At 66.2% G+C, this 19,716-nt stretch carries 19 protein-coding genes; 8 read left to right on the top strand and 11 right to left on the bottom strand.

The window, feature by feature from the left end; translation table 11 throughout:
- Window positions 1-67: 67 nt before the first annotated feature.
- The 5 genes from BLV92_RS01690 to flhD form a co-directional block, all read right to left on the bottom strand.
- Window positions 68-442, bottom strand: coding sequence for a response regulator (locus BLV92_RS01690; protein ID WP_090541681.1), 375 nt, complete (start codon window positions 440-442; stop codon window positions 68-70).
- A gap of 41 nt (window positions 443-483) precedes the next feature.
- Window positions 484-1,524, bottom strand: coding sequence for a flagellar motor protein MotB (gene motB, locus BLV92_RS01685; protein WP_090541680.1), 1,041 nt, complete (start codon window positions 1,522-1,524; stop codon window positions 484-486).
- A gap of 31 nt (window positions 1,525-1,555) precedes the next feature.
- The gene (gene motA, locus BLV92_RS01680) at window positions 1,556-2,416 is read right to left on the bottom strand and encodes a flagellar motor stator protein MotA (protein WP_090541678.1); all 861 of its coding nucleotides are present in this window, start codon (window positions 2,414-2,416) and stop codon (window positions 1,556-1,558) included.
- Between the two features lie 309 nt (window positions 2,417-2,725).
- Window positions 2,726-3,298: a flagellar transcriptional regulator FlhC gene (flhC, locus tag BLV92_RS01675; RefSeq protein WP_090541676.1), complete on the bottom strand. Its 573-nt coding sequence runs from the start codon at window positions 3,296-3,298 to the stop codon at window positions 2,726-2,728.
- A gap of 140 nt (window positions 3,299-3,438) precedes the next feature.
- A complete protein-coding gene (flhD, locus tag BLV92_RS01670) occupies window positions 3,439-3,765 on the bottom strand; it encodes a flagellar transcriptional regulator FlhD (protein ID WP_090541674.1) in 327 nt (108 codons plus the stop codon).
- Between the two features lie 590 nt (window positions 3,766-4,355).
- Between flhD and BLV92_RS01665 the strand changes: the two genes are divergently transcribed.
- Window positions 4,356-5,420, top strand: a complete 1,065-nt coding sequence (locus BLV92_RS01665) for a glycosyltransferase family 4 protein (protein WP_090541672.1) — start codon at window positions 4,356-4,358, stop codon at window positions 5,418-5,420.
- Between the two features lie 214 nt (window positions 5,421-5,634).
- Here the strand turns inward: BLV92_RS01665 and BLV92_RS01660 are convergent, their stop codons facing one another.
- Window positions 5,635-5,931 (bottom strand): H-NS histone family protein, encoded by a 297-nt coding sequence (locus BLV92_RS01660; RefSeq protein WP_090541670.1) that lies wholly within the window; start codon window positions 5,929-5,931, stop codon window positions 5,635-5,637.
- 285 nt (window positions 5,932-6,216) lie between these two features.
- Here BLV92_RS01660 and aqpZ point away from each other — a divergent pair, with 285 nt between their 5' ends.
- Window positions 6,217-6,927: an aquaporin Z gene (gene aqpZ / locus BLV92_RS01655; RefSeq protein WP_090541668.1), complete on the top strand. Its 711-nt coding sequence runs from the start codon at window positions 6,217-6,219 to the stop codon at window positions 6,925-6,927.
- A gap of 198 nt (window positions 6,928-7,125) precedes the next feature.
- Window positions 7,126-7,734, top strand: a complete 609-nt coding sequence (locus tag BLV92_RS01650; RefSeq protein ID WP_243844025.1) for a histidine phosphatase family protein — start codon at window positions 7,126-7,128, stop codon at window positions 7,732-7,734.
- Between the two features lie 41 nt (window positions 7,735-7,775).
- Here the strand turns inward: BLV92_RS01650 and BLV92_RS01645 are convergent, their stop codons facing one another.
- The gene (locus BLV92_RS01645; protein WP_090541666.1) at window positions 7,776-8,600 is read right to left on the bottom strand and encodes a Cof-type HAD-IIB family hydrolase; all 825 of its coding nucleotides are present in this window, start codon (window positions 8,598-8,600) and stop codon (window positions 7,776-7,778) included.
- An 87-nt stretch (window positions 8,601-8,687) separates the two neighbouring features.
- Window positions 8,688-9,587, bottom strand: a complete 900-nt coding sequence (locus BLV92_RS01640; protein WP_090541665.1) for a glucosamine kinase nucleotide-binding domain-containing protein — start codon at window positions 9,585-9,587, stop codon at window positions 8,688-8,690.
- Window positions 9,588-9,741: 154 nt separating this feature from the next.
- Here BLV92_RS01640 and BLV92_RS01635 point away from each other — a divergent pair, with 154 nt between their 5' ends.
- Both BLV92_RS01635 and BLV92_RS01630 read left to right on the top strand, forming a co-directional pair.
- On the top strand, window positions 9,742-10,338 hold the full coding sequence (locus tag BLV92_RS01635; protein ID WP_090541663.1) for a DNA-3-methyladenine glycosylase I: 597 nt from the start codon (window positions 9,742-9,744) through the stop codon (window positions 10,336-10,338).
- 352 nt (window positions 10,339-10,690) lie between these two features.
- Window positions 10,691-11,131 (top strand): hypothetical protein, encoded by a 441-nt coding sequence (locus tag BLV92_RS01630; RefSeq protein WP_090541661.1) that lies wholly within the window; start codon window positions 10,691-10,693, stop codon window positions 11,129-11,131.
- Window positions 11,132-11,266: 135 nt separating this feature from the next.
- Here BLV92_RS01630 and rpsU read toward each other — a convergent pair whose 3' ends face one another.
- A complete protein-coding gene (gene rpsU, locus BLV92_RS01625) occupies window positions 11,267-11,479 on the bottom strand; it encodes a 30S ribosomal protein S21 (RefSeq protein ID WP_006401410.1) in 213 nt (70 codons plus the stop codon).
- Window positions 11,480-12,241: 762 nt separating this feature from the next.
- Here rpsU and BLV92_RS01620 point away from each other — a divergent pair.
- The 3 genes from BLV92_RS01620 to fliT all read left to right on the top strand — a co-directional run bounded on the left by BLV92_RS01620 (window position 12,242) and on the right by fliT (window position 15,011).
- Window positions 12,242-13,060: a flagellin domain-containing protein gene (locus BLV92_RS01620; RefSeq protein WP_090541659.1), complete on the top strand. Its 819-nt coding sequence runs from the start codon at window positions 12,242-12,244 to the stop codon at window positions 13,058-13,060.
- A gap of 165 nt (window positions 13,061-13,225) precedes the next feature.
- Window positions 13,226-14,677: a flagellar filament capping protein FliD gene (gene fliD / locus BLV92_RS01615; protein WP_090541657.1), complete on the top strand. Its 1,452-nt coding sequence runs from the start codon at window positions 13,226-13,228 to the stop codon at window positions 14,675-14,677.
- Between the two features lie 31 nt (window positions 14,678-14,708).
- A complete protein-coding gene (gene fliT / locus BLV92_RS01610) occupies window positions 14,709-15,011 on the top strand; it encodes a flagellar protein FliT (protein ID WP_090541655.1) in 303 nt (100 codons plus the stop codon).
- Window positions 15,012-15,122: 111 nt separating this feature from the next.
- Here the strand turns inward: fliT and BLV92_RS01605 are convergent, their stop codons facing one another.
- The gene (locus BLV92_RS01605) at window positions 15,123-17,615 is read right to left on the bottom strand and encodes a tetratricopeptide repeat protein (RefSeq protein WP_090541653.1); all 2,493 of its coding nucleotides are present in this window, start codon (window positions 17,613-17,615) and stop codon (window positions 15,123-15,125) included.
- Window positions 17,616-17,619: 4 nt separating this feature from the next.
- Window positions 17,620-19,437, bottom strand: coding sequence for an O-linked N-acetylglucosamine transferase, SPINDLY family protein (locus BLV92_RS01600; RefSeq protein ID WP_090541651.1), 1,818 nt, complete (start codon window positions 19,435-19,437; stop codon window positions 17,620-17,622).
- Window positions 19,438-19,716 lie beyond the last annotated feature (279 nt).

The following is a 19,716-nucleotide window of genomic DNA, read 5'->3' as shown; positions in this document are numbered from 1 at the left end:
TGGGTCACCGCAAAAGAGCGTGAGTCGCTTTTATGTGTTCGTGTTGTCGCCGGGTTCGGACGGACCTTCAACCCGGCGCGTCGCCGAGCGCGCCGACCAGGTCGACGAGCATCTCGGGGTCCACCGGTTTTTCGATCCAGCCGGTCGCGCCCGCGTCGCGCACTTCCGCCTTGAACGTCTCGTCCGATTCCGTCGTCAGCACGAGAATCGGCGTTTGCGCGTACGACTGGTTCGCGCGCAGCTGCTTGATCAGGTCGAGCCCGCTCACGTGCGGCATGTACTGATCGGTCAGCACGAGATCGAACCGCTGCGCGAGCGCGTGTTCGAGCCCCTCGTCGCCGTCCGCCGCGAGCGTTACCGTATAGCCCGACGACGCGAGCGCCGCCTGCAGGATCGCCCGCATGGACGCCGAATCGTCGATTACCAGAATGTTCGTGATCATCCAGACCTCGCTTCACGCAGGATTGCCGTGGCCGCTGCGCATCAGTGCCCCGCCGCATTGGCCGGCGCGACGCCGGCGCCCGCGACCGGCGCCAGATGCGGCGGCTCGGCGGCGGCCCCGGGCGCGATCGACGGCAGCAACGCCTTCGCGGAACCGGCGGCGTCGTCGGACAGCGTGGTGGTCGTCGTGTCGTCGCGCGTCAGCGCCTCTTCGGACTTGTGGTTCAGCACGATGATGCTGATCCGGCGATTCTCCGGATCCAGCGGATCAGCCTTGTTCAGGTTCTGCGTCGATGCGAGACCGAGCACGCGCAGCACCTTCGATTCGTCCATCCCGCCCGCGATCAGCTCGCGGCGCGACGCGTTCGCGCGGTCGGCGGACAACTCCCAGTTGCTGTAACCCTTTTCGCCGCCCGCGTACGGGACGGCGTCGGTGTGGCCCTGCACGACGATGCGGTTCGGCACGTCGTTCAGCGTCTTGCCGATCGCACGCAGGATGTCGCGCATGTACGGCTCGACGGTGTCGCGCGCGGTCGCGAACATCGGCCGCTTCTGCGAATCGACGATCTCGATGCGCAGGCCGGTGAGCGTGGAATCGATGCGGATCTGCTGCTTGAACTGGCGCAGCACCGGGTTCGCCTCGATCGCGGCCATCAGCTTCACCTGCAGGTCGTGCAGGCGCTCCTGCTCGCGGCGCTCCATCGAGCCCTGCAACTGCTTCATCGCCTGGTCGTCGTTGTGCGTCTGGCTGCGCTGCGCGGTGCGTATGTCCTGGCCGTCGCTGCGGCGCGTGATGCCCTGATCCTCGGTCGACACGTCGCGTCCGCCGCCCTTCAGGATGCTCGAATCCTCGGCGCTGCGGTCGCCGCCCCACAGCGTGATCTTCAGCGGCTGGTTGAAGTACTCCGCGATGCCGTGCAACTGCGTCGTCGTCACCGAACTCAGCAGCCACATCAGCAGGAAGAACGCCATCATCGCGGTCATGAAGTCCGCGTACGCGAGCTTCCATGCGCCGCCATGGTGGCCCTTGCGCGCGGGCGTGATCCGCTTCACGACGATCGCGCGGTCCTTGTCGTTGCTCACCGGCTGCTCCCTGTGCTGACCATGGCCGCGCTCACTTCGCCTTCACGCGGCGCACGTGTTCTTCCAGCTCGGAGAACGACGGGCGCTCGGTCGAGTACAGCACCTTGCGGCCGAACTCGACGGCGATCGCCGGCGCGTAGCCGTTCAGGCTGGCGAGGATCGTCACCTTGATGCACTGGAACATCTTCGTTTCCTCGGCCGCGCGCTGCTCCGCGAGGCTCGCGAGCGGGCTGATCAGGCCGTACGACAGCAGGATCCCGAGGAACGTGCCGACCAGCGCCTGCGCGATCATCTCGCCGAGCACCGCGGGCGGCTTGTCCGCCGACGCCATCGTGTGCACGACGCCCATCACCGCCGCGACGATACCGAATGCCGGCATCGCGTCGCCGACCTTCGACAGCGCATGCGCGGGCGCTTCGCTCTCGGCATGGTGCGTCTCGATTTCCTCGTCCATCAGGCTTTCGATTTCGAAAGCGTTCATGTTGCCGCCGACCATCAGCCGCAGATAGTCGGTGAGAAACTCGATGATGTGATCGTCCGCGAGGATCTTCGGATACTGCGTGAAGAGCGGGCTCTTCTGCGGATCGTCGATGTCGGCTTCGAGCGTCAGCGTGCCTTCCTTGCGCGCCTTCGCGAGCAGCACGTACAGGAGCGCCATCAGCTCCATGTAGACGTCCTTGTTGTACTTCGACCCCTTGAACAGCTTCGGCAGCACGCCGAGGGTCGACTTGATCGTCTTGATTCCGTTGCCGAGGATGAATGCGCCGACACCCGCGCCGGCGATCATCAGCACTTCGACCGGCTGCAGCAGCGCGGCGAGATGGCCGCCTTCCAGCGCATAACCGCCGAAGACGGACGCGATCGTCACGAGTGTTCCCACAAAAATCAGCACAGCCGGGTCCTCACAAGAATGCGCCGCCGACCTCCGTGGTTGGCGTCAATAGCTGGTTTACGGCACAGTCGGGAAAAACTTTGGTCCATGCGAACTGCGGCGCGAACGCGCAGCGGCGGCCGTCTGCGGGCCGCCGGGCAAGGCGCGGCGGCCCGCGCGGCTTGTCGGTGTTTGCCCCTGGTCGTCCGGGCGCGAAAAACACCCGGCGCGGCGAAGCTTACGGGCTGGTCCGCGCGCGCTTCACCCCCGCCCGCAACCCCGAAAGGCGGCAACGAAGGCGGCCGCGGCCGCCCGTCCCGGCCGTTCGCGCTAGCCGCGCGCCGGCGCGTCGTTGTGCTCCGGCAGGCCGGTTTCGCGCGCCGCGCCGGCGCGGCGGCCGCGCTTGCCGGCGCGCGCCGGCGGCCGGCACAGCCCGCAGACGAAACCGCTCTTCGGGTCATGCGCATGGGCGACGAAGTGACCGCCGCAACGCGTGCACGCGACGCCTTCCAGCAGGCCCGCCGCGAAATAACGCACGAGGGTCCATGCGCGCGTGATGCTCAGCACCGGCTCGACCGCGTGAAGCTGCACGTGCTCCAGATACAGCCGGTAGCTCTTCACGATCGACTGGATCGGCGCGCCGTCGTGGCCGCGGATCACCCGGAAGATGTTGTAGAACAGCGACGAATGCGCGTTCGCCTGCCAGCTCATGAACCAGTCGGCGGAGAACGGCAGCATGCCCTTCGGCGGCGACTCGCCGCGCACTTCCTTGTAGAGCCTCGTCAGCCGGTCGCGCGACAGCGACGTCTCCGCTTCGAGCAGCGGCAGCCGCGCGCCGAGCGAGATCAGTTCGGTCGCGAGCGCAATCTGCCGGACTTCGAGTACGACGCTTCTGGTGGCCATGAAAGGTGAGAAAGAACGGCGGCAGGCGCACCGCGCCGGCGCCGGATGCACCGCTGCCGCGCATCGCCGCACGCGGACGGCGCGGCGGACAGGGCGGACAGGGCGGACGAACGGGCGGGACGCGCTGCGCCCCGGACGCGTCAGTCGAGCTGTTCGGTCGGCTGGCTCGCCATCAGGATGGCGGAATGCGTCTGCGCGGCGGCGGCGGATTTGCCCTTGTCGGCGAGCGACGTGAGGATCGCGTGGTCGTCGAAGCGGAACCGGCATAACACCTGGTTCGATGCGGCGAGCCGCACGGTCTGCGCGAGCGAAAGACTGGCCAGCACGTCGGCCAGCCGCTCCGAGATCCCCATACGGAACATGCCCGCCGCCCGGTCCTCGCGCAGCAGCCGTTGCGCGAGCAGCAGGTACGACAGGTTCACTTCCTTGATCTCGCTGAGCATGTCACTGTGCGTGGTCGCGCTCATGGATTCCCCCGAAACTTGAAGCTATTGGCTGGTCAGGCCGCTTGCGAAAACGTTTGCCTACTCATATCCAGCGAAAGCTGGTTCAATCGGCCCGCAGGTGGCCGTATAGGCATTGTGTCCAGGGCAGGGACAAATGGAAATCGGACAGACACCCCAACCGCCTGTGAGGCAATACCGTCTATTTGTGTAGGAATTTTTCTGACAAAGCCAGCCGGCGGGGCTGCTGGGCGGAGATTCGGGAGGAGCGCCCCGCATCGGCGATGTCGTCGATATCGTCGAAAAGGAAACGCGCGGCGAATTATAGGATCTTTTCATTACTGCGTAACAAAAACCCCAAAACCCGCCACGACAGCGGGTCCGGTAATTGCGCATGCGAGCGACCGTCGCGACTCCGTTCCCCCGAAACCCGCTACAGTGCTGTTTCTCGCTGTAACAACGTTAAGTGTTTGCAAAACAGCTCGGAATCGATTCCCTGCATCCCGATAATGGGAATCAGGGATAACCCGAAAGCGCCGCATGCGCCGATCGCAGCGGCTGCCGAGCCACCGGGAACGTATTGCACGCTGCCCTCAGTTCATGGAGATCACCCAATGCGAATCGCACAAATCGCGCCGCTGTACGAAGCCGTTCCGCCGAAGTTCTACGGCGGCACCGAGCGCGTTGTGTCCTATCTGACCGAAGCGCTGGTCGAACTCGGCCACGACGTGACGCTGTTCGCCAGCGGCGATTCGGTGACCTCGGCGAAGCTCGAAGCCGCGTGGCCGCGCGCCCTGCGCCTCGATCCGACGATCCGCGACGCGCTTGCCCCGCACATCGTGCTGCTGGAGCGCGTGCGCCGCGTCGCGCACGAATTCGACGTGCTGCATTTTCACCTCGACTACCTGCCGTTCCCGCTGTTCACCACGCTCGACACGCCGTTCGTGACCACGCTGCACGGCCGGCTCGACCTGCCGGAACTGCAGCCGGTGTTCGAGTCGTTCCCGGACGCGCCGGTGGTGTCGATCTCGAACTCGCAGCGCCAGCCGCTGCCGCAGGCGAACTGGCTGAGCACGATCTATCACGGGCTGCCGGAGAACCTGCTGACGCCGCAGACCGATCGCAAGCCGGAATATCTGGCGTTCCTCGGCCGCATCTGCCCGGAAAAGCGCGTGGACACCGCGATCAAGATCGCCGCGCAAAGCGGGCTGCCGCTGAAGATCGCCGCGAAGGTGGACAAGGTCGACCGCGATTACTTCAGGACGGAAATCGAGCCGCTGCTTTCGCAGGCGCACGTCGAATTCGTCGGCGAGATCGACGAGACGCAGAAGCCCGCATTCCTGTCCGGCGCGAAGGCGCTGCTGTTTCCGATCGACTGGTCGGAGCCGTTTGGCCTCGTGATGATCGAGTCGATGGCGTGCGGCACGCCGGTGATCGCGTTCAACCGCGGCTCGGTGCCGGAGGTGATCGACAACGGCTTGACCGGCTACATCGTCGAGGACGTGCAGGGTGCGGTCGCCGCGTTGCAGAACATCGATTCGCTGTCCCGCGAAGCGATCCGCGCGCAATTCGAACGCCGCTTCAGCTCGAAGACGATGGCGCGCAATTACCTCGACAGCTATGCGACGCTCGTCGAATCGGCACAGCGTCCGGTTCTGCGTCGGGTCGCCGCTGGTTAAGCCAGGGCCGCGCCGGTGCGATAAAGCCGGCGAATGCGCGTCGCTAATCGGCGGCGCGCTGCGATTAGGCCGATCGAAGAGTTTACGTACAAAAGCCGCATGGGTTCCATGCGGCTTTTTTTACGCTGACGGCCGGACATTGCGCGGGCGTTTCGGTAAAGAACGGCGAAGAAGGACCGAAACAGGACCGAAACAGGACCTAAGCGCCGGCTCGCTAACCGATCAGATAACGTTCGCGATTCTTGCCGGCGATCCATTTCGGCGGCTTGCCCCGCCCGCTCCACGTCGCACCGGTCTTCGGATCCTGATAGCGCGGCGGCAGCGGCGCCTTTTTCGGCGGGCGCCCGCGCTTCGCCGCGGTGGCGAAACCCAGATCCTGCGCGCTCAGGCCGTATTCGGCGATCTTCTCGCGGATAGCCGCGATCACGTCGGCGATCTCGGTGCGCCGCGCCTCTTCCGCCTGCTCCGTCAGTCTGGCGATCTGAGCCTTGAGTTCCGAATATTGCGACATTTCGTTCCCCCCACATTTGTGGATGCTGCAACTGCAACGCAGATTAGACGTAAATAGGGAAATTAGCAATCGCCGCTAATCCGCTTTATGACGGATATGCGGAATATTTAACGATCGGCTCGAACGCGCAATTCGAACGCGGAACGCCTGTCAATAATGGGATCAATAACTGCCGAATTGACAATTGTTGACACCCGTTGAGTCGAGGGACTGCCTAGAATCTGGCACTTATCGAAAGCCGGGCTTTTCCGTCTCCTTCAAATCGACTTTTCGAGGTGTCATACGATGCGCTTATCCCAAAGACTAATTGCCGAACTGTTCGGCACCTTCTGGCTGGTGCTGGGCGGCTGCGGCAGCGCGGTGCTCGCGGCGAGCTTCGCCGGCCCGGTTCATGGCCTCGGCATCGGCTTCGTCGGCGTCGCATTCGCGTTCGGCCTGACCGTGCTGACGATGGCGTTCGCGATCGGCCATATCTCCGGCTGCCACCTGAACCCGGCGGTCAGCGTCGGGCTCACCGTCGCCGGCCGCTTCCCGGTGCGCGACCTCGTGCCGTACATCGTCGCGCAGGTGATCGGCGCGGCGCTCGGCGCGTTCGTGCTGTCGCTGATCGCGACCGGCAAGCCGGGCTTCGATCTGGTCGCGAGCGGCTTCGCGACGAACGGCTACGGCGACCACTCGCCGGGCCACTATTCGATGGCCGCCGCGTTCATCTGCGAAACGGTGCTGACCGGCTTCTTCGTGTTCGTGATCCTCGGCGCGACCGACGAACGCGCGCCGGCCGGCTTCGCGCCGATCGCGATCGGCCTGTGCCTGACGCTGATCCACCTGATCTCGATTCCGGTCACCAACACGTCGGTGAACCCGGCGCGCTCGACCGGCCCGGCGCTGTTCGTCGGCGGCGAAGCGATCTCGCAACTGTGGCTGTTCTGGCTCGCGCCGATGATCGGCGCGGTCATCGCTGGCGTCGTCTATCCGGCGGTCGCGCAACGGCGCTGATCCGCCAGGTCCGCGCGACGCCATCGAGCGTGCGCGGAGCCGCCCGATTCGAGCGTGGCCGGATGACGCCGCTGCTAGAATCGGGCGACCGTCATCCGATTCCCCTTTCCCTTGCCGCCGATGCGCGCCGCCATGCGCCCGCTTTCCTTTTCAACCTTCCCGTTCCGCTTGTCCTTGCGGACCGCTGCTTCGCTTTGCGTGAGCGCGACGGCTGTGCTGTTCGCGCCGACGACGCGAGCCGCGCCGACCGACATCGAAACGCTGGTGTTCGTCCGCCACGCCGAGAAACCGCCTGAAGGACTCGGGCAGTTGAACTGCCAGGGATTGAATCGCGCGCTCGCCTTGCCGGCGGTGATCGCCGCGAAATTCGGCAAACCCGACGCGATCTACGCGCCGGACCCGGGCGAGAAGAAGGACGACCGCGGACATCCGTATTACTACGTGCGCCCGCTTGCGACGATCGAGCCGACCGCGATCCAGTTCGGAATGCCGGTGCAGACGCCGTATGGCCGTTCGCAGATCGGCGCGCTCGAACGCACGCTCGTCGCGCCCGAATGGCGGGGCCGCACCGCGCTGATCGCGTGGGAGCATCGCGACGTCGAGGAACTGGTCCGCAAGATCGTGACGACCTACGGCAGCAACGATGCCGACGTGCCGACATGGCCCGGTTCGGATTTCGACAGCATCTATGTAGTGCGCATCGACTGGAGCGCGGACCGGCCGACCGCGACGTTCACGCACGATCACGAAGGCCTCGACGGCCGCTCGACCGACTGCCCGTGCGCCGCGCTGCCGGCCGCTCAATGACGATGCCCTGAGCGCGCGGCACGCAGCCGTTCGAAAAAAGCTCAGGACGCCGCGATTTCGTCGTTCATCCGAAACAGCCTGCGCAGATGATGCGCAACGCCCGCTTCGAAGTTGTTGCCGATGCGCGGCACCGACGGCAGCCGCGCGATCAGGTCCGGGTTCGCGTTGTTCATCATGAACGGATGGCCGGCGGTTTCGAGCAGGTCGATGTCGTTCATGTTGTCGCCGAACGCGACGCAGCCCGACGCGTCGAGGCCGAGTCGTTCCAGCACGACGCGCAGCGCGCGCCCCTTCGACACGTCCGACGTCATCACTTCGAGGCAATCCGGCAGCGAGTAGGTCACATAAAGCGCGTCGCCGAATTCGCGCGCGAGATTCGCGGCGACGTGCGCGAGATCGGCCGGGTCGCCGATGTACAGCACCTTGCCGATCTCCTCGCCGTGATGCGCGTGCAGGTCGGTCACCTGATAGCCGAACCCCGAATCCTGATGCAGCGCGAGCAGTTGCGGCGCGTCGCGGTCGATCAGCCACGAGTCGTCGGAGAACAGGCTGACGATCACGCGGCCATGCTCGCCGGTGATCTGCGGATGCACGATCCGGCGCACCGCTTGCGCGGACAGGTTGCGCGCGTGAATCAGCGTGTCGTCCGGCGCATGCACGCGCGCGCCGTTCGACGTGATCAGATACGGCCGGATGCCGAGCACGTCGCGAATGCCGGCGACGTCGCGATAGTGCCGGCCCGTCGCGATCACGAACGGCAGCCCCCGCGCCTCCAGCGCGCCGACGGTCGCGACCGTGAACGGATCGACCTGGTGGTCGGCGTTGAGCAGCGTTCCGTCGAGATCGGTGGCGATGACCTTGTACATGGCAGGCAGGCGAAGAGAATCAAACGTCGAATCGTAGCATCCGCGCAAGCGACGCCGCGCAGGCCGTTGGCGCCCGGCGCAGCGCCGTCACGCGCGCGAGGCCGCTTCGTCGCGAAGCCGCGCGGCCTCGCGCAACGCGAGCCGCAGCGCGCCGTGCGCCGAATCCGCGAGCGGCGCGCGCAGCCGGGCGCGCACCGCGTCCGGCACCCAGTCGAGCAGCGGCTTGCCGAGACCGCCGCAGAGCGCGGCGGGCAGCGTGCCGGACGGATCGAGCGCGACGACCATCTTCGCGATCTCCGCACCGGCTTCGGCGAGCAGCTTCGCGACAAACGGGTGGTCGCGATGCGCGAGTACGGCCGGCGCGAGGCTCGCGTAAGCGGTCTGGTTCGCCGCGCACAGCCACACGATCAGGCTGTCGCGATCCGTTGCGCCGGTGTGCGCGAGCAGGGCCTGCGCGAACGCGTCGGCAGGCGCGCGGCCGTCGAGGGTCTGTTGCGCATACACGATCGCTCGCAGACCGAACCATGCGCCGCTCGCCTCGTCGCCGGACGGAAAGCCGAAGCCGCCCGCGATGCGCGACGCGCCGTCCGCATCGAGCACCGCCGCGATGCTGCCGGTGCCCAGCGCGACGATCACGCCGGGTTCGCCGCCATGCGCGCCGAGCAGCGTCGTATAGGCATCGGTCTCGATCGCAAGACCGGCGACATTCGGCGCGGCGGCGCGGAACGCCGCGAGCCAGTCGCGGTTGTTCACGCCGGCGAGGCCGCAACCGAGCACGCAGCGCGGCCAGTCGAGCGCAATGCCCACATCGGCGAACGCCGCGCGGCACCCGTCTTCGATCGACTGCCACGCGCGCGCGATGCCGAGCCCGAGTCCGGACGGCCCGGCCGTCGCCTGCGCGAGTTCGGCGCCGCGCGCGTCGCCGAGCACGACGCGCGTGCCGGTGCCGCCGCCGTCGATGCCGATCAGATACGAGAAGTTGTCCATGATGATTGCCCGCGCGATACGCGAAATAGGTCGTGCCGCAGAGACTAACGGGTCTGCCGCGATCGCACAATTGGCCGGATGGCCAGGGTGGCCGAGCGGGCGCGATCCGCTATGCTGGCGTCGTCCTGAAACATCCGAAGAGGAGGCATCGACCGTGACTCACCGCTGCAACTGGGCGACCACCGACTCGCTCGCGCACTACCACGACACCGAATGGGGAGTGCCGTCGCACGACGACCGCCACCTGTTCGAGATGCTCGTGCTGGAGGGCGCACAGGCCGGGCTGTCATGGTCGACGATCCTGAACAAGCGCGAAGGCTATCGCCGCGCATTCGCGAACTTCGACGTGGACAAGGTCGCCCGCTTCACGCCGAAGCAGGTCGAAATGCTGTTGCAGGACGCATCGATCGTCCGCAACCGCAACAAGATCGAAGCGGCGATCCTGAATGCGCGCGCGGTGCAGCAGATTCGCGACGAGCACGGCTCGCTCGCGCAGTTCGTCTGGTCGTTCGTCGGCGGCACGCCGCTCCAGAACGACTGGGCGACGTATCGCGACGCGCCCGCATCGACCGAGGTATCGGACGCGCTCAGCAAGGCGCTGAAGCAGTACGGCTGCAAGTTCGTCGGCACGACGATCTGCTATGCGTTCATGCAGGCCGTCGGGATGGTCAACGACCACGAGCGCAATTGCGATTGCCGCGCCGCATGCGCCGCGCTGGGCAAGAAGCGACGGGCGCGCGCGGCACACTGAACGAGCCCGTCGGCCGGACCATCGCCGCTCGGCCTGCGCGCGTGAAGCCGCATCGGCATGACGCGTTTTGGCAACGGCCGGCCGCTCTATTGCCCTCTATGCGGGAAAGTCCCTGGCGGCCTTCGCGGCACCCCGCAAAGCATTACCCCATAAGGCTGCGCGAGCTTCGCCCCACGCCGCGCACGTTTCGCATCGCTGCTCAATCGCCCGCGAAGCGTGCGGCGCATAACGCTTTTCCCGCCGCGCGCCGTTATAACTGTCAGCGAGTGCAGGCGCGCCGCGGGAACGCGCATCGACGCATGCGCCGCGCTCGATGGGGAGACATCCGCTGTGCGTCGCGCAGGGGGCTGCAATGAAAAACGTCCACTTCCTGACCCATCAGGAGATCTTCGACCGGGCCGTCGCCCATCTTCTGGGCCAGGGGCGCGCGGCGCTGCTGCCCCGCGGCGGCGGCGCCTATCGCGGCAGTTGCAGCAGCCTCAGTTATGGGGGCTGTCCGATCGGCAACCTGATCCGGCCGCGCGACTACGTGAGCGCGATGGAAGGCATCCCGGTCCGTTATATCGGCAAACCGGCGAGCGAAGTGCCGCTCTATATGGACGTCGGCGTCGCCGCGCTGAAGAAGGCGCTGCTGCGCGCGCGCATCAACATCTACGATCCGGCGACCGTCGATCTGCTCGGCTGCCTGCAGAACGTCCACGACGTATTCGGCGCATGGGAATGGCGCGGCCGGCTGACCGCAATTGCCGCGCAGTTCGGCCTGTCGTCGGACGGCGTCCGGCATGCAGCCTGAATAGTTATCGGGCACACGGCCGGGCCGCCGGCGAAATAAACGCGCCCCGCTTTCGGCATCACCCCAAACGCAGACGGCGGTGCTGCTTCTTGCGAAGCATGCACCGCCGTCCGGCGGACCTGCGAAAAAAGCGGCTTAGTGCAGCTTCTTCGGCAGCATCTGGCTGCGCAGGCGCTTGTGCAGACGCTTGACCGCAGCGGCCTTCTTGCGCTTGCGCACGGCGGTCGGCTTCTCGTAAGACTGGCGCTCACGCAGTTCGGCGATCAGGCCGTTTTTTTCGATCGCACGGCGGAAGCGGCGGATCGCCACTTCAAACGGCTCGTTTTCCTTCAGAAGAATCGTCGTCATGTAATTCCTAACTCAATCGCTTGATATGGTTTCAATCGCGCGAGCGCAAAGCTGCTCGCACGCCGGCCCCTCCGATCGTTCCGGCGGGCAACTGGCCACGGAGCCCGAAACGAGAGGCAAGGCGGCCACGGAGGCCGGAAAAGAGAAGTAGGGGGTTCACTGCGGAACGCGGCCGGACGCACCCTGCTGCATCGCGTCCAACCGCCGGTTCGCCCCCGTCGACAGTAACGGATTACGGCGGCAAAACCAGGCAAGGATCTCAATTCGCCCGACATGATATCAGGAAATGTATCGGCAAACCACCGTTTCTTGTGTCCGGTCAGGGACTTGCCGAATCCCCGGCTGCCGTCGAGCCGCTGACCGGCCCCGTTCACCGTCCGTAAACCCCGGTGCGAGCGACGTTTCGGCGTTTGTGGGGGCCCCGATGCCGCCGCAGCACAGCCATCGGCGCAGCCCGCTCCGCGAGGCAAACCGCGCCATGCATCGCGCATTTTCCGGCATGCGGTGAGCCGGAGCCGACCATGCGATGCAACGTCTCAACCCATCGCGCGCCGATACCGCATCGCCCCCGCCGGCAGCGGGGCGGCGCTCACCGCGGCGAAGCAGATCTATCAATTCGTAACAATCGGGCACCTAAAGTTTGTTCTCCACGCGCCGTCAACCAGGGTAAGGCAGTCAGCGCGACCCGAAGAAACCAAGCGACAGCGCGACGCCGAAGCAATAAAGAGCCAACTCTAAGGCGTTTTACAAACGAGGACGCAAATGCTGAATATCAACACCAACATCATGTCCCTGACGGCGCAGACGAACCTGTCGGGTTCGCAAAACGCGCTGTCGCAGGCAATCAACCGCCTGTCGTCGGGCAAGCGTATCAACACCGCCGCGGACGACGCAGCAGGTTACGCGATCGCCACGTCGCAAACGAAGTCGATCAACGCGCTGAACCAGGGCGTTGCGAACGCGAACGACGCGATCTCGCTCGTGCAAACGGCGAACGGCGCGCTGCAATCGACGATCGACAACCTGCAACGTATCCGCCAGCTGGCAGTGCAGGCAGGTGACGGCTCGCTCGACTCGTCGGCGCTGCAGGATCTGCAATCGGAAGTCACGACCCGTCTGGGCGAAATCAGCCGCGTTGCGCAACAAACGTCGTTCAACGGCATCAACATCCTGTCGGCTGCCGGCACGCTGAACTTCCAGGTCGGCGCGTTCTCGGGCCAGTTCGTCAGCATCAACTTCGGCGGCACGGTGTTCAACGCTGCGGGCCTCGGCGTCGACGGCATCAACATCTCGACGTCGGCCGGCGCGCAAACGGCGATGACCACGATCGACAACGCGCTCACGCAGATCAACGTGTATCAGGCGCAGCTCGGCGCGCAGCAAAACACGCTGCAGGAAACCGTCACGAGCACGCAAACGGAATCGACGAACCTGAGCGCCGCCGAATCGCAGATCACCGACGCGGACTTCGCGCAGGAAACGGCGAACCTGAGCAAGGCGCAGGTGCTGCAACAAGCAGGTATCTCGGTGCTGGCGCAAGCGAACTCGCTGCCGCAACAGATCCTGAAGCTTCTCCAGTAAGATGCACCCGGCGCGCGATGATGCGCGCCACCCCGGCGCGGACGGCGGCCACGCCCGCCCACCCGCGCCGGCTTACCCCATACAAACGACAGGAAGGCTTGCCTTCCTGTCGGTATTTCAACCGATACCGCTCTGGCATGCGGCCAGGCGCGCGGAGAATTCGGCATGACCTCAACCGTCACGACCACGAGCGGCACGACAGCGGCCGACCTTAACTCGCAACTGGCCCAGGCAGCGCAGTCGATCATCGACGGCGCAACCGGCTCGACGCTGGACATCAACTCGCTCGTGCAGGCAATGGTCACCTCGAAGACCTCTGCGCAGGCGAGCGCGATCGCGACCCAGCAATCGTCCGACAACACCGAGCTGTCGGCGATCGGCAAGATCCAGTCCGCGCTGTCGTCGCTCGACGACGCGCTGTCCGGCTTCCTCGACGGCACGGCGCTGTCGCAGGTGAAAGCCTCGCTGAACGGCACCGGCATCACCGCGAGCACCACGACGGGCGCCGTCACCGGCAGCTACTCCGTCAGCGTCTCGCAACTGGCGACGGCCAGCTCGGCGCAGTCGATCGCCTTGCCGTCCACGTCCACGCTGAACGCCGGCACGATGACGCTGCAGGTCGGCAGCTCGTCGATGAACGTGTCGGTGACGTCGGGCGAATCGCTGTCGGCGATCGCGACGGCCATCAACAACTCCGCGGGCAATCCGGGCGTCAGCGCGACCGTCGTGAACGCGACCGACGGTCAGCACTTGCTGCTCACCTCGAAGCAGACTGGCCAGGCCAACACGATCACGCTGACGAGCAACGTCACCGCGACGGACTCGTCGGGCAACAGCACCGCGCTGTTCTCGCAGGGCGTCGTCGCCGGCCAGGACGCGCAGCTCAGCATCAACGGCCTGCAGGTCACGAGCGCGAGCAACACGGTGACCAACGCGCTGACCGGCGTCACGCTGGACATCTCGGGCGTGAACGGCGCGACGCCGTCGACCCCGGTTACGCAGACGCTGACGCTGGTGAACGACACGTCGGCGTCCACGACCGCGATCAACAACTTCGTGTCGGCGTACAACAACTACGTGACGACGGCCGCGAGCCTGTCGTCGTACAACCAGAGCACGTCGACCGCCGGCCCGCTGCTCGGCGACTCGATGACGAACGGCATCACCAACGGCCTCGCGTCGCTGATCAGCAGCGGCATCACGAGCGGCGGCAAGACGTACAGCCTTTCGTCGATCGGGCTGAACCTGCAGCCGGACGGCACGATCTCGGTGGACGACGACACGCTGCAGAACGCGCTGTCGACGAACAGTTCCGCGCTGACGGCGGTCTTCAACCCCCTCAACGGGATCGGCGCGAAACTCGACCTGTTCATGACGCCCTACACCCAGGCGAGCGGCATGATCGACCAGCGCACGAGCACGCTGAACGCCGATTTGAGCGATCTGCAGGACCAGTCGACGCAACTGACCGATTATCAGAATGCGCTGACCGCGCAGTACAATGCGCAATTCACCGCGCTGAACAACCTGATGACGCAGATGCAGAACAACACGCAGTATCTGACGCAGTTGTTCGGCGGCAAGGACAGCGCGGGTACCCTCGCCTCCAACAAGTAACCGCCGCATCGCGCGGCGCGGGAGAACCGTCATGACGACCGAAGCGCTTACCCGTGCCGCGCAGCTGACGCACGAGATTCACGCTGCCGTCCTGCAACGCGACTGGCTGCGCGCCGAGACGCTGATCGCGGAACGCTCGCCGCTGCTGATGTCGCTGAAGCGGGAACAGCCGCCGAAGGCGCTCGCGCTGATCCGCGAAATCCAGACGCTGGACGAGCAGATCAGCGCCGCGGCGCGGGTCGGTCTCGACCGGCTGACCGAAGAAAACGTGCAGGCGCGCCAGCGGATCAACTCGGTGAGCCAGTACCACGCAATCGGCATGCTGCAACGGTAACGCCCGCGCCGGCAGCGCGACTGCCGCCGGCTCACGAAAAAAGATGCCCCCGTTCGAACGCCTCGCGAGAGGAGGCGTCGAACGGGGGCATCGGTTTTTTACGGCCTGCCCTTACGCGTGCTGCTGCGCGTCGACGTGCTTCGACCACATCTGGTGGAACGCATCCACGAGATTGCGCGCGAAGCGCGGCGCATCGCACATCGGCGACCCGCGCGCGTGTTCGCGCAGCCCGGCGCGCAACGCGGCAAGCTGCTCCGGCTGCGACGCGAACGCGATCGCCTTGTCCAGATACTGCTGCTGGTCGTCGGCGATCCATTCGCCGAGGCCGGCCGCGTGCACGAGGCTCTCGCAGATGTGCGCGAGGAACCGGTCGCCCTTCAGGCCCAGCACCGGCGCGCCCATCCACAACGCCTCGGCCGTCGTCGTGCCGCCCGGATACGGGAACGGGCTCAGCATGATGTCGACGCGGTTGTACGCGTTGAAGTATTCGAGGCGCGGCGACTCGCCTTCGAGTATCAGCCGGTCCGCGTCGATGCCGTGCGCGGCGAAGCGCTCGATCGTGCGGAACTGCGAATAGTCCGCGCCGAGCCCGATCCCCTTCAGGAACAGCTTCGCGTTCGGCACGCGATGCAATAGCCGGCACCACAGTTCGACGACCTCGTCGGTCAGCTTCACCAGCTTGCCGAAATAACCGAACGTGACGAAACCGTTTTTCGCCATCGGCAGCGGACCGACGTCCGGCGCGCCCGGCGGCGGCGTGAAGCACAGATAGCTGTCCGGCAGCCGCCACGGCTTCTCGACGAAATACTGCTCCTCGCTCTCGGGCAGCACGTAGCGGTCGCCGACGAAGTAGTCGATGAACTCGCAGCCCGTCGTCGCAAAGAAGCCGAGCCAGCTGATCTGCACCGGCGCGGGTCGCCACGCGAAAATCGCGAGCCCCGTGTACGCGGTATGGCCGGCGAGATCGACCAGGATGTCGATCTGGTCGTCGCGGATCTTCTGCGCCGCCTGCCGCGCGCTCATCCCTTCGAGCAGGCACCATTCCGAAAAATGCGGCTTCAGCCGCTCGGTCACGTCGTCGTCCTTGCTGTACGTGACGTACGCGACCAGATCGACGCGCGAGCGGTCCAGATGGCTCAGGATGCTTTCGAGGAAGATGCCGACCGGATGCGTGCGCAGATCGCCGGACACGAAGCCGATCCGCAACGGCCGCTTGCCGTCGTACACGAGCGGCGCGGGATCGAACGGCTTCACGGCCTTCTCGACCAGCTGGCCGAAGCGCACCGCGTGCTCGTACACGTCGCGCGGCGAATAACGCGGCGAGCCCGGCATCACGAACAGCAGCCGGTTGTACGTCTGGACCGGCTCGCTGCCGAGTTCCAGCGCCTTCAGGATCGCGTCGAGCCCCTCTTCCGTCGCGCCGCGCGCGATCAGGATGTCGCCGAGCGCGAGGTATTTCTGCCCGGTCTGCACGCCGATCGACAGCGCCTTCTGGATGGCGTCCATCGCCTCGTCCAGTTGCTGGTCGTCGCGCAGCGCGGTCGACAGCCCGTACCAGCACTGGTCGTCCTCGGGATCGAGTTCGAGCGCGTGGCGAAAGCCCATGATCGCCGCCGGCCGCTTGCCGAGCATGTAATACGCGACGCTCAGCTCCCGATAGGCGGGGCTGAACTTCGGATCGAGTTCGATCGCGCGGCTGCTCGCCTCCACCGCTTCGTCGTTGCGGTCCTGCTTGCGCAGCACGCCCGCGAGATTGCAGTACGCGACCGCGAACGTCGGGTCGATCCGGATCGCGTCGCGGAAACGCTGCTCCGCGCCTTCCAGATCGTTGAGGTCGCGCAGCGCGCAGCCGAGCGTGTTGTGCACTTCGGCGTCGGCCGGGTCGAGCGCCTTTTCGAGGCTTTCGATCGCGGCCGCCGTCTCGCCGCGCGCGAGCAGCAGGCCGCCGAGGCCGTGGTGCGCGCTGCGCAGATCGGGCTGAAACGCGACCGCCTTGCGGAAGCAGTCGATCGCCATGTCCGCGTTGCCCTGCGCGAGCAGCACGTTGGCGAGATTGCTGTACGCGAGCGCGTAGTCGGCCTTCAGCTCGATCGCCTTGCAGTAGCTCGCGACGGCCTCGTCCAGTTCACCCATGCCCTTCAGCGCGTTGCCGAGGTTGTTGTACGCCTCGGCATAAGCGGGCCGCAGGCGGATCGCCTCCACGCATTCGCGCATCGACGCGTCGTACTGCTTCGTCTCGCGCAGCGCGTTCGCGAGGTTGTTGTGCGCCTCGGGGTAATCGGCCTTCAGGCTCAACGCGTGCCGGTAGCTGTCGATCGCGTCGCCGAAGCGGCGCAGGTCCATCAGCACGTTGCCGAAATTGTTGTAGTAGATCGCGTCCGGCCGCACGGCCAGCGACCGCTCGATCAGCGCGACGCCAACGTCGTGACGCCGCACCTGGCATGCGAGCAGCCCGAGGAAGTGCAGCGCGTCATGCTGGTTCGGATCGACGCGAAGGATCGCTTCGTACAGTTCGCGCGCCGCGTCGAGCTGGCCGGCGCGATGGTGCGCGAGCGCGTCGCGCAGCGTCTGCGCGACGTTGCTTCCATGTACCACGCCGTTCATCCGTTCACGCCTCGCGCTTCGTCAGCCGGCGTTTCGCGATGTAGTCGTCCCACATCGCGTGCAGCGCGCTTTCGAGGTTGCGCGCGAAGCGCGGCGCGTCGCACAGCGGCGAGGCGAGCGTCTGCGCCCGCAGGCTCGCGCGCAGCACCGCGAGACGGCTCGCGTCCGAGGCGAGCGCCACCGCCTTCCCGATGTAATCCTGCTGATCGTTGGCGATCCACGCGTCGCCGAGCCCGGCGGTATGCAGGATGCTCTCCGCGATGTGCGACGAGAACCGGTCGCCCTTGCGGCACAGCACCGGCACGCCCATCCACAGGCTTTCGGCGGCGGTCGTGCCGGACGGATACGGGAACGGGCTCAGCGTGACGTCCACGCGGTTGTACGCGTCCAGATACAGGTCGCGGCCCGAGAACCCTTCGAGCAGCAGGCGGTCGGCGCCGATGCCCTGCGCGGCGAACCGCGCGACCGTCATGTCGCGCACGTCCTCGAAGTCGAGCTGCGCGGACTTGATGAACAGCTGGGCGCCCGGCACGCGGCGCAGGATCTCGGCCCACGCCGCGATCACGCTGTCGGTCACCTTCGTCAGACGGCCGAAATAACCGAACGTGATGAAGCCGTTTTTCGTCATCGGCAGCGGGCCGACTTCCGGCGCCTCCTGCGGCGGCGTGAAGCACAGGTAGCTGTCCGGCAGACGCCACGGCTTCTCGACGAAATGCGCCTCCTCGCCTTCCGGCAGCACGTGCGGGTCGCCGAGCACGTAGTCCATCGTCGCGAGCCCCGTGCTCGCGAAGTAGCCGGGCCAGCTCACCTGAATCGGCGCGGGCTTCCACGCGAACAGCGACAGGCGGTTGCTCGTCGTGTGGCCGGACGCGTCGATCAGGATGTCGATCTGGTCGCCGCGAACCTGCTGCGCGGCGGCGATGTCGCTCATCGTCGCGATGCTCTGCCACTGGCTGAAATGCGGCTTGATCGACTCGGTCAGCTCGTCCTCGTTCATGCGGGTCGGGTAGCCGAACAGTTCGATGCGCTGCTTGTCCAGCGCGCCGACCACGCTCGCGAGGAAATAACCGACCGGATGGCGGCGCAGGTCGCCGGACACGATGCCGACGCGCAGCGGCCGGTCCGTGCGCGGCGTCGTCGTGACGAGCCAGCTACGGAACGGCTGCGCGGCGCGGCCGACCAGATCGCCGAAATAACGCGCATCGGCCAGATACTGCTCCGGCGACATCTGGTTTTCGTAGTGCAGCGCGAACAGCCGGTTGCTGAGCGGCTCCGGATAATCCGGCGCGAGCTGGTGCGCGATCGCCCATGCTTCGAGCGCGGCCGGCAGTTCGTTCAGTTCGAGCAAGGCGTTCGCGAGGTTGTTGTACGCGCGGCCGTTCTGCGGCTGCAGTTCCAGCACCTTGCAGAACGACTGCACGGCGTCGTGATACTGCTTCAGCGCGCGCTGCGCGGTGCCGAGGTTGTTGTAGGCATCCGCGTAATCGGGCTGCAACTGCGTCGCGAGGCTGAAGCATTCGGCGGCGGCGGCGGGCCGGTTGTTGGTCGCCATCACGTTGCCGAGCGTGAAATAGTAGTCCGGGCGCGGCGCGCGCGTGATCGCGTCCATCAGCCGCTCGACGGCCAGGTCGTAGTCGCCGCGCCGATACGCGACGATGCCGTGCAGATGGATCGCCGCCGCATTCCCCGGCTCGGCGTCGAGCACCGTGCGGCACAGTTCTTCGGCTTCGTCGAACCGTTCGGCGCGGCACAGCGTATCGGCGCGTGCCAGCAGCGTGTCGGCGGTTTCGAGGCTCGGTTCGGTGGACTTCAATTCGCTCATGGATGAATGCTTCCGGCTAGGGCGCTGCCCCGACAAGGGAAGCGTCAGTCCGCGCACGCACTGACGCATGTTGAGCCGCCATTGTGGCGCGCTCCCCCGGTTGACAATCCGTGGATCAAGCGCGGCAAACGGGTGCATTTCAGGCGATGGCGCGACGCCGCGGCGCCCGCACGACGCCCCCGCGACTCCCCCGCGACACCCTCGCAGCCGCATCGTGGGGGCAGCCGCGCCGCCGCGGCGGCATGAATTGGCGGCAAAAACGTCTGCTGTTCCGGGCTT

The organism is Paraburkholderia caballeronis (genome assembly GCF_900104845.1).
Lineage (GTDB): Bacteria > Pseudomonadota > Gammaproteobacteria > Burkholderiales > Burkholderiaceae > Paraburkholderia > Paraburkholderia caballeronis.
Note: the sequence above shows the minus strand (reverse complement) of the source record. Positions and strands in the feature narration are given on the sequence as shown.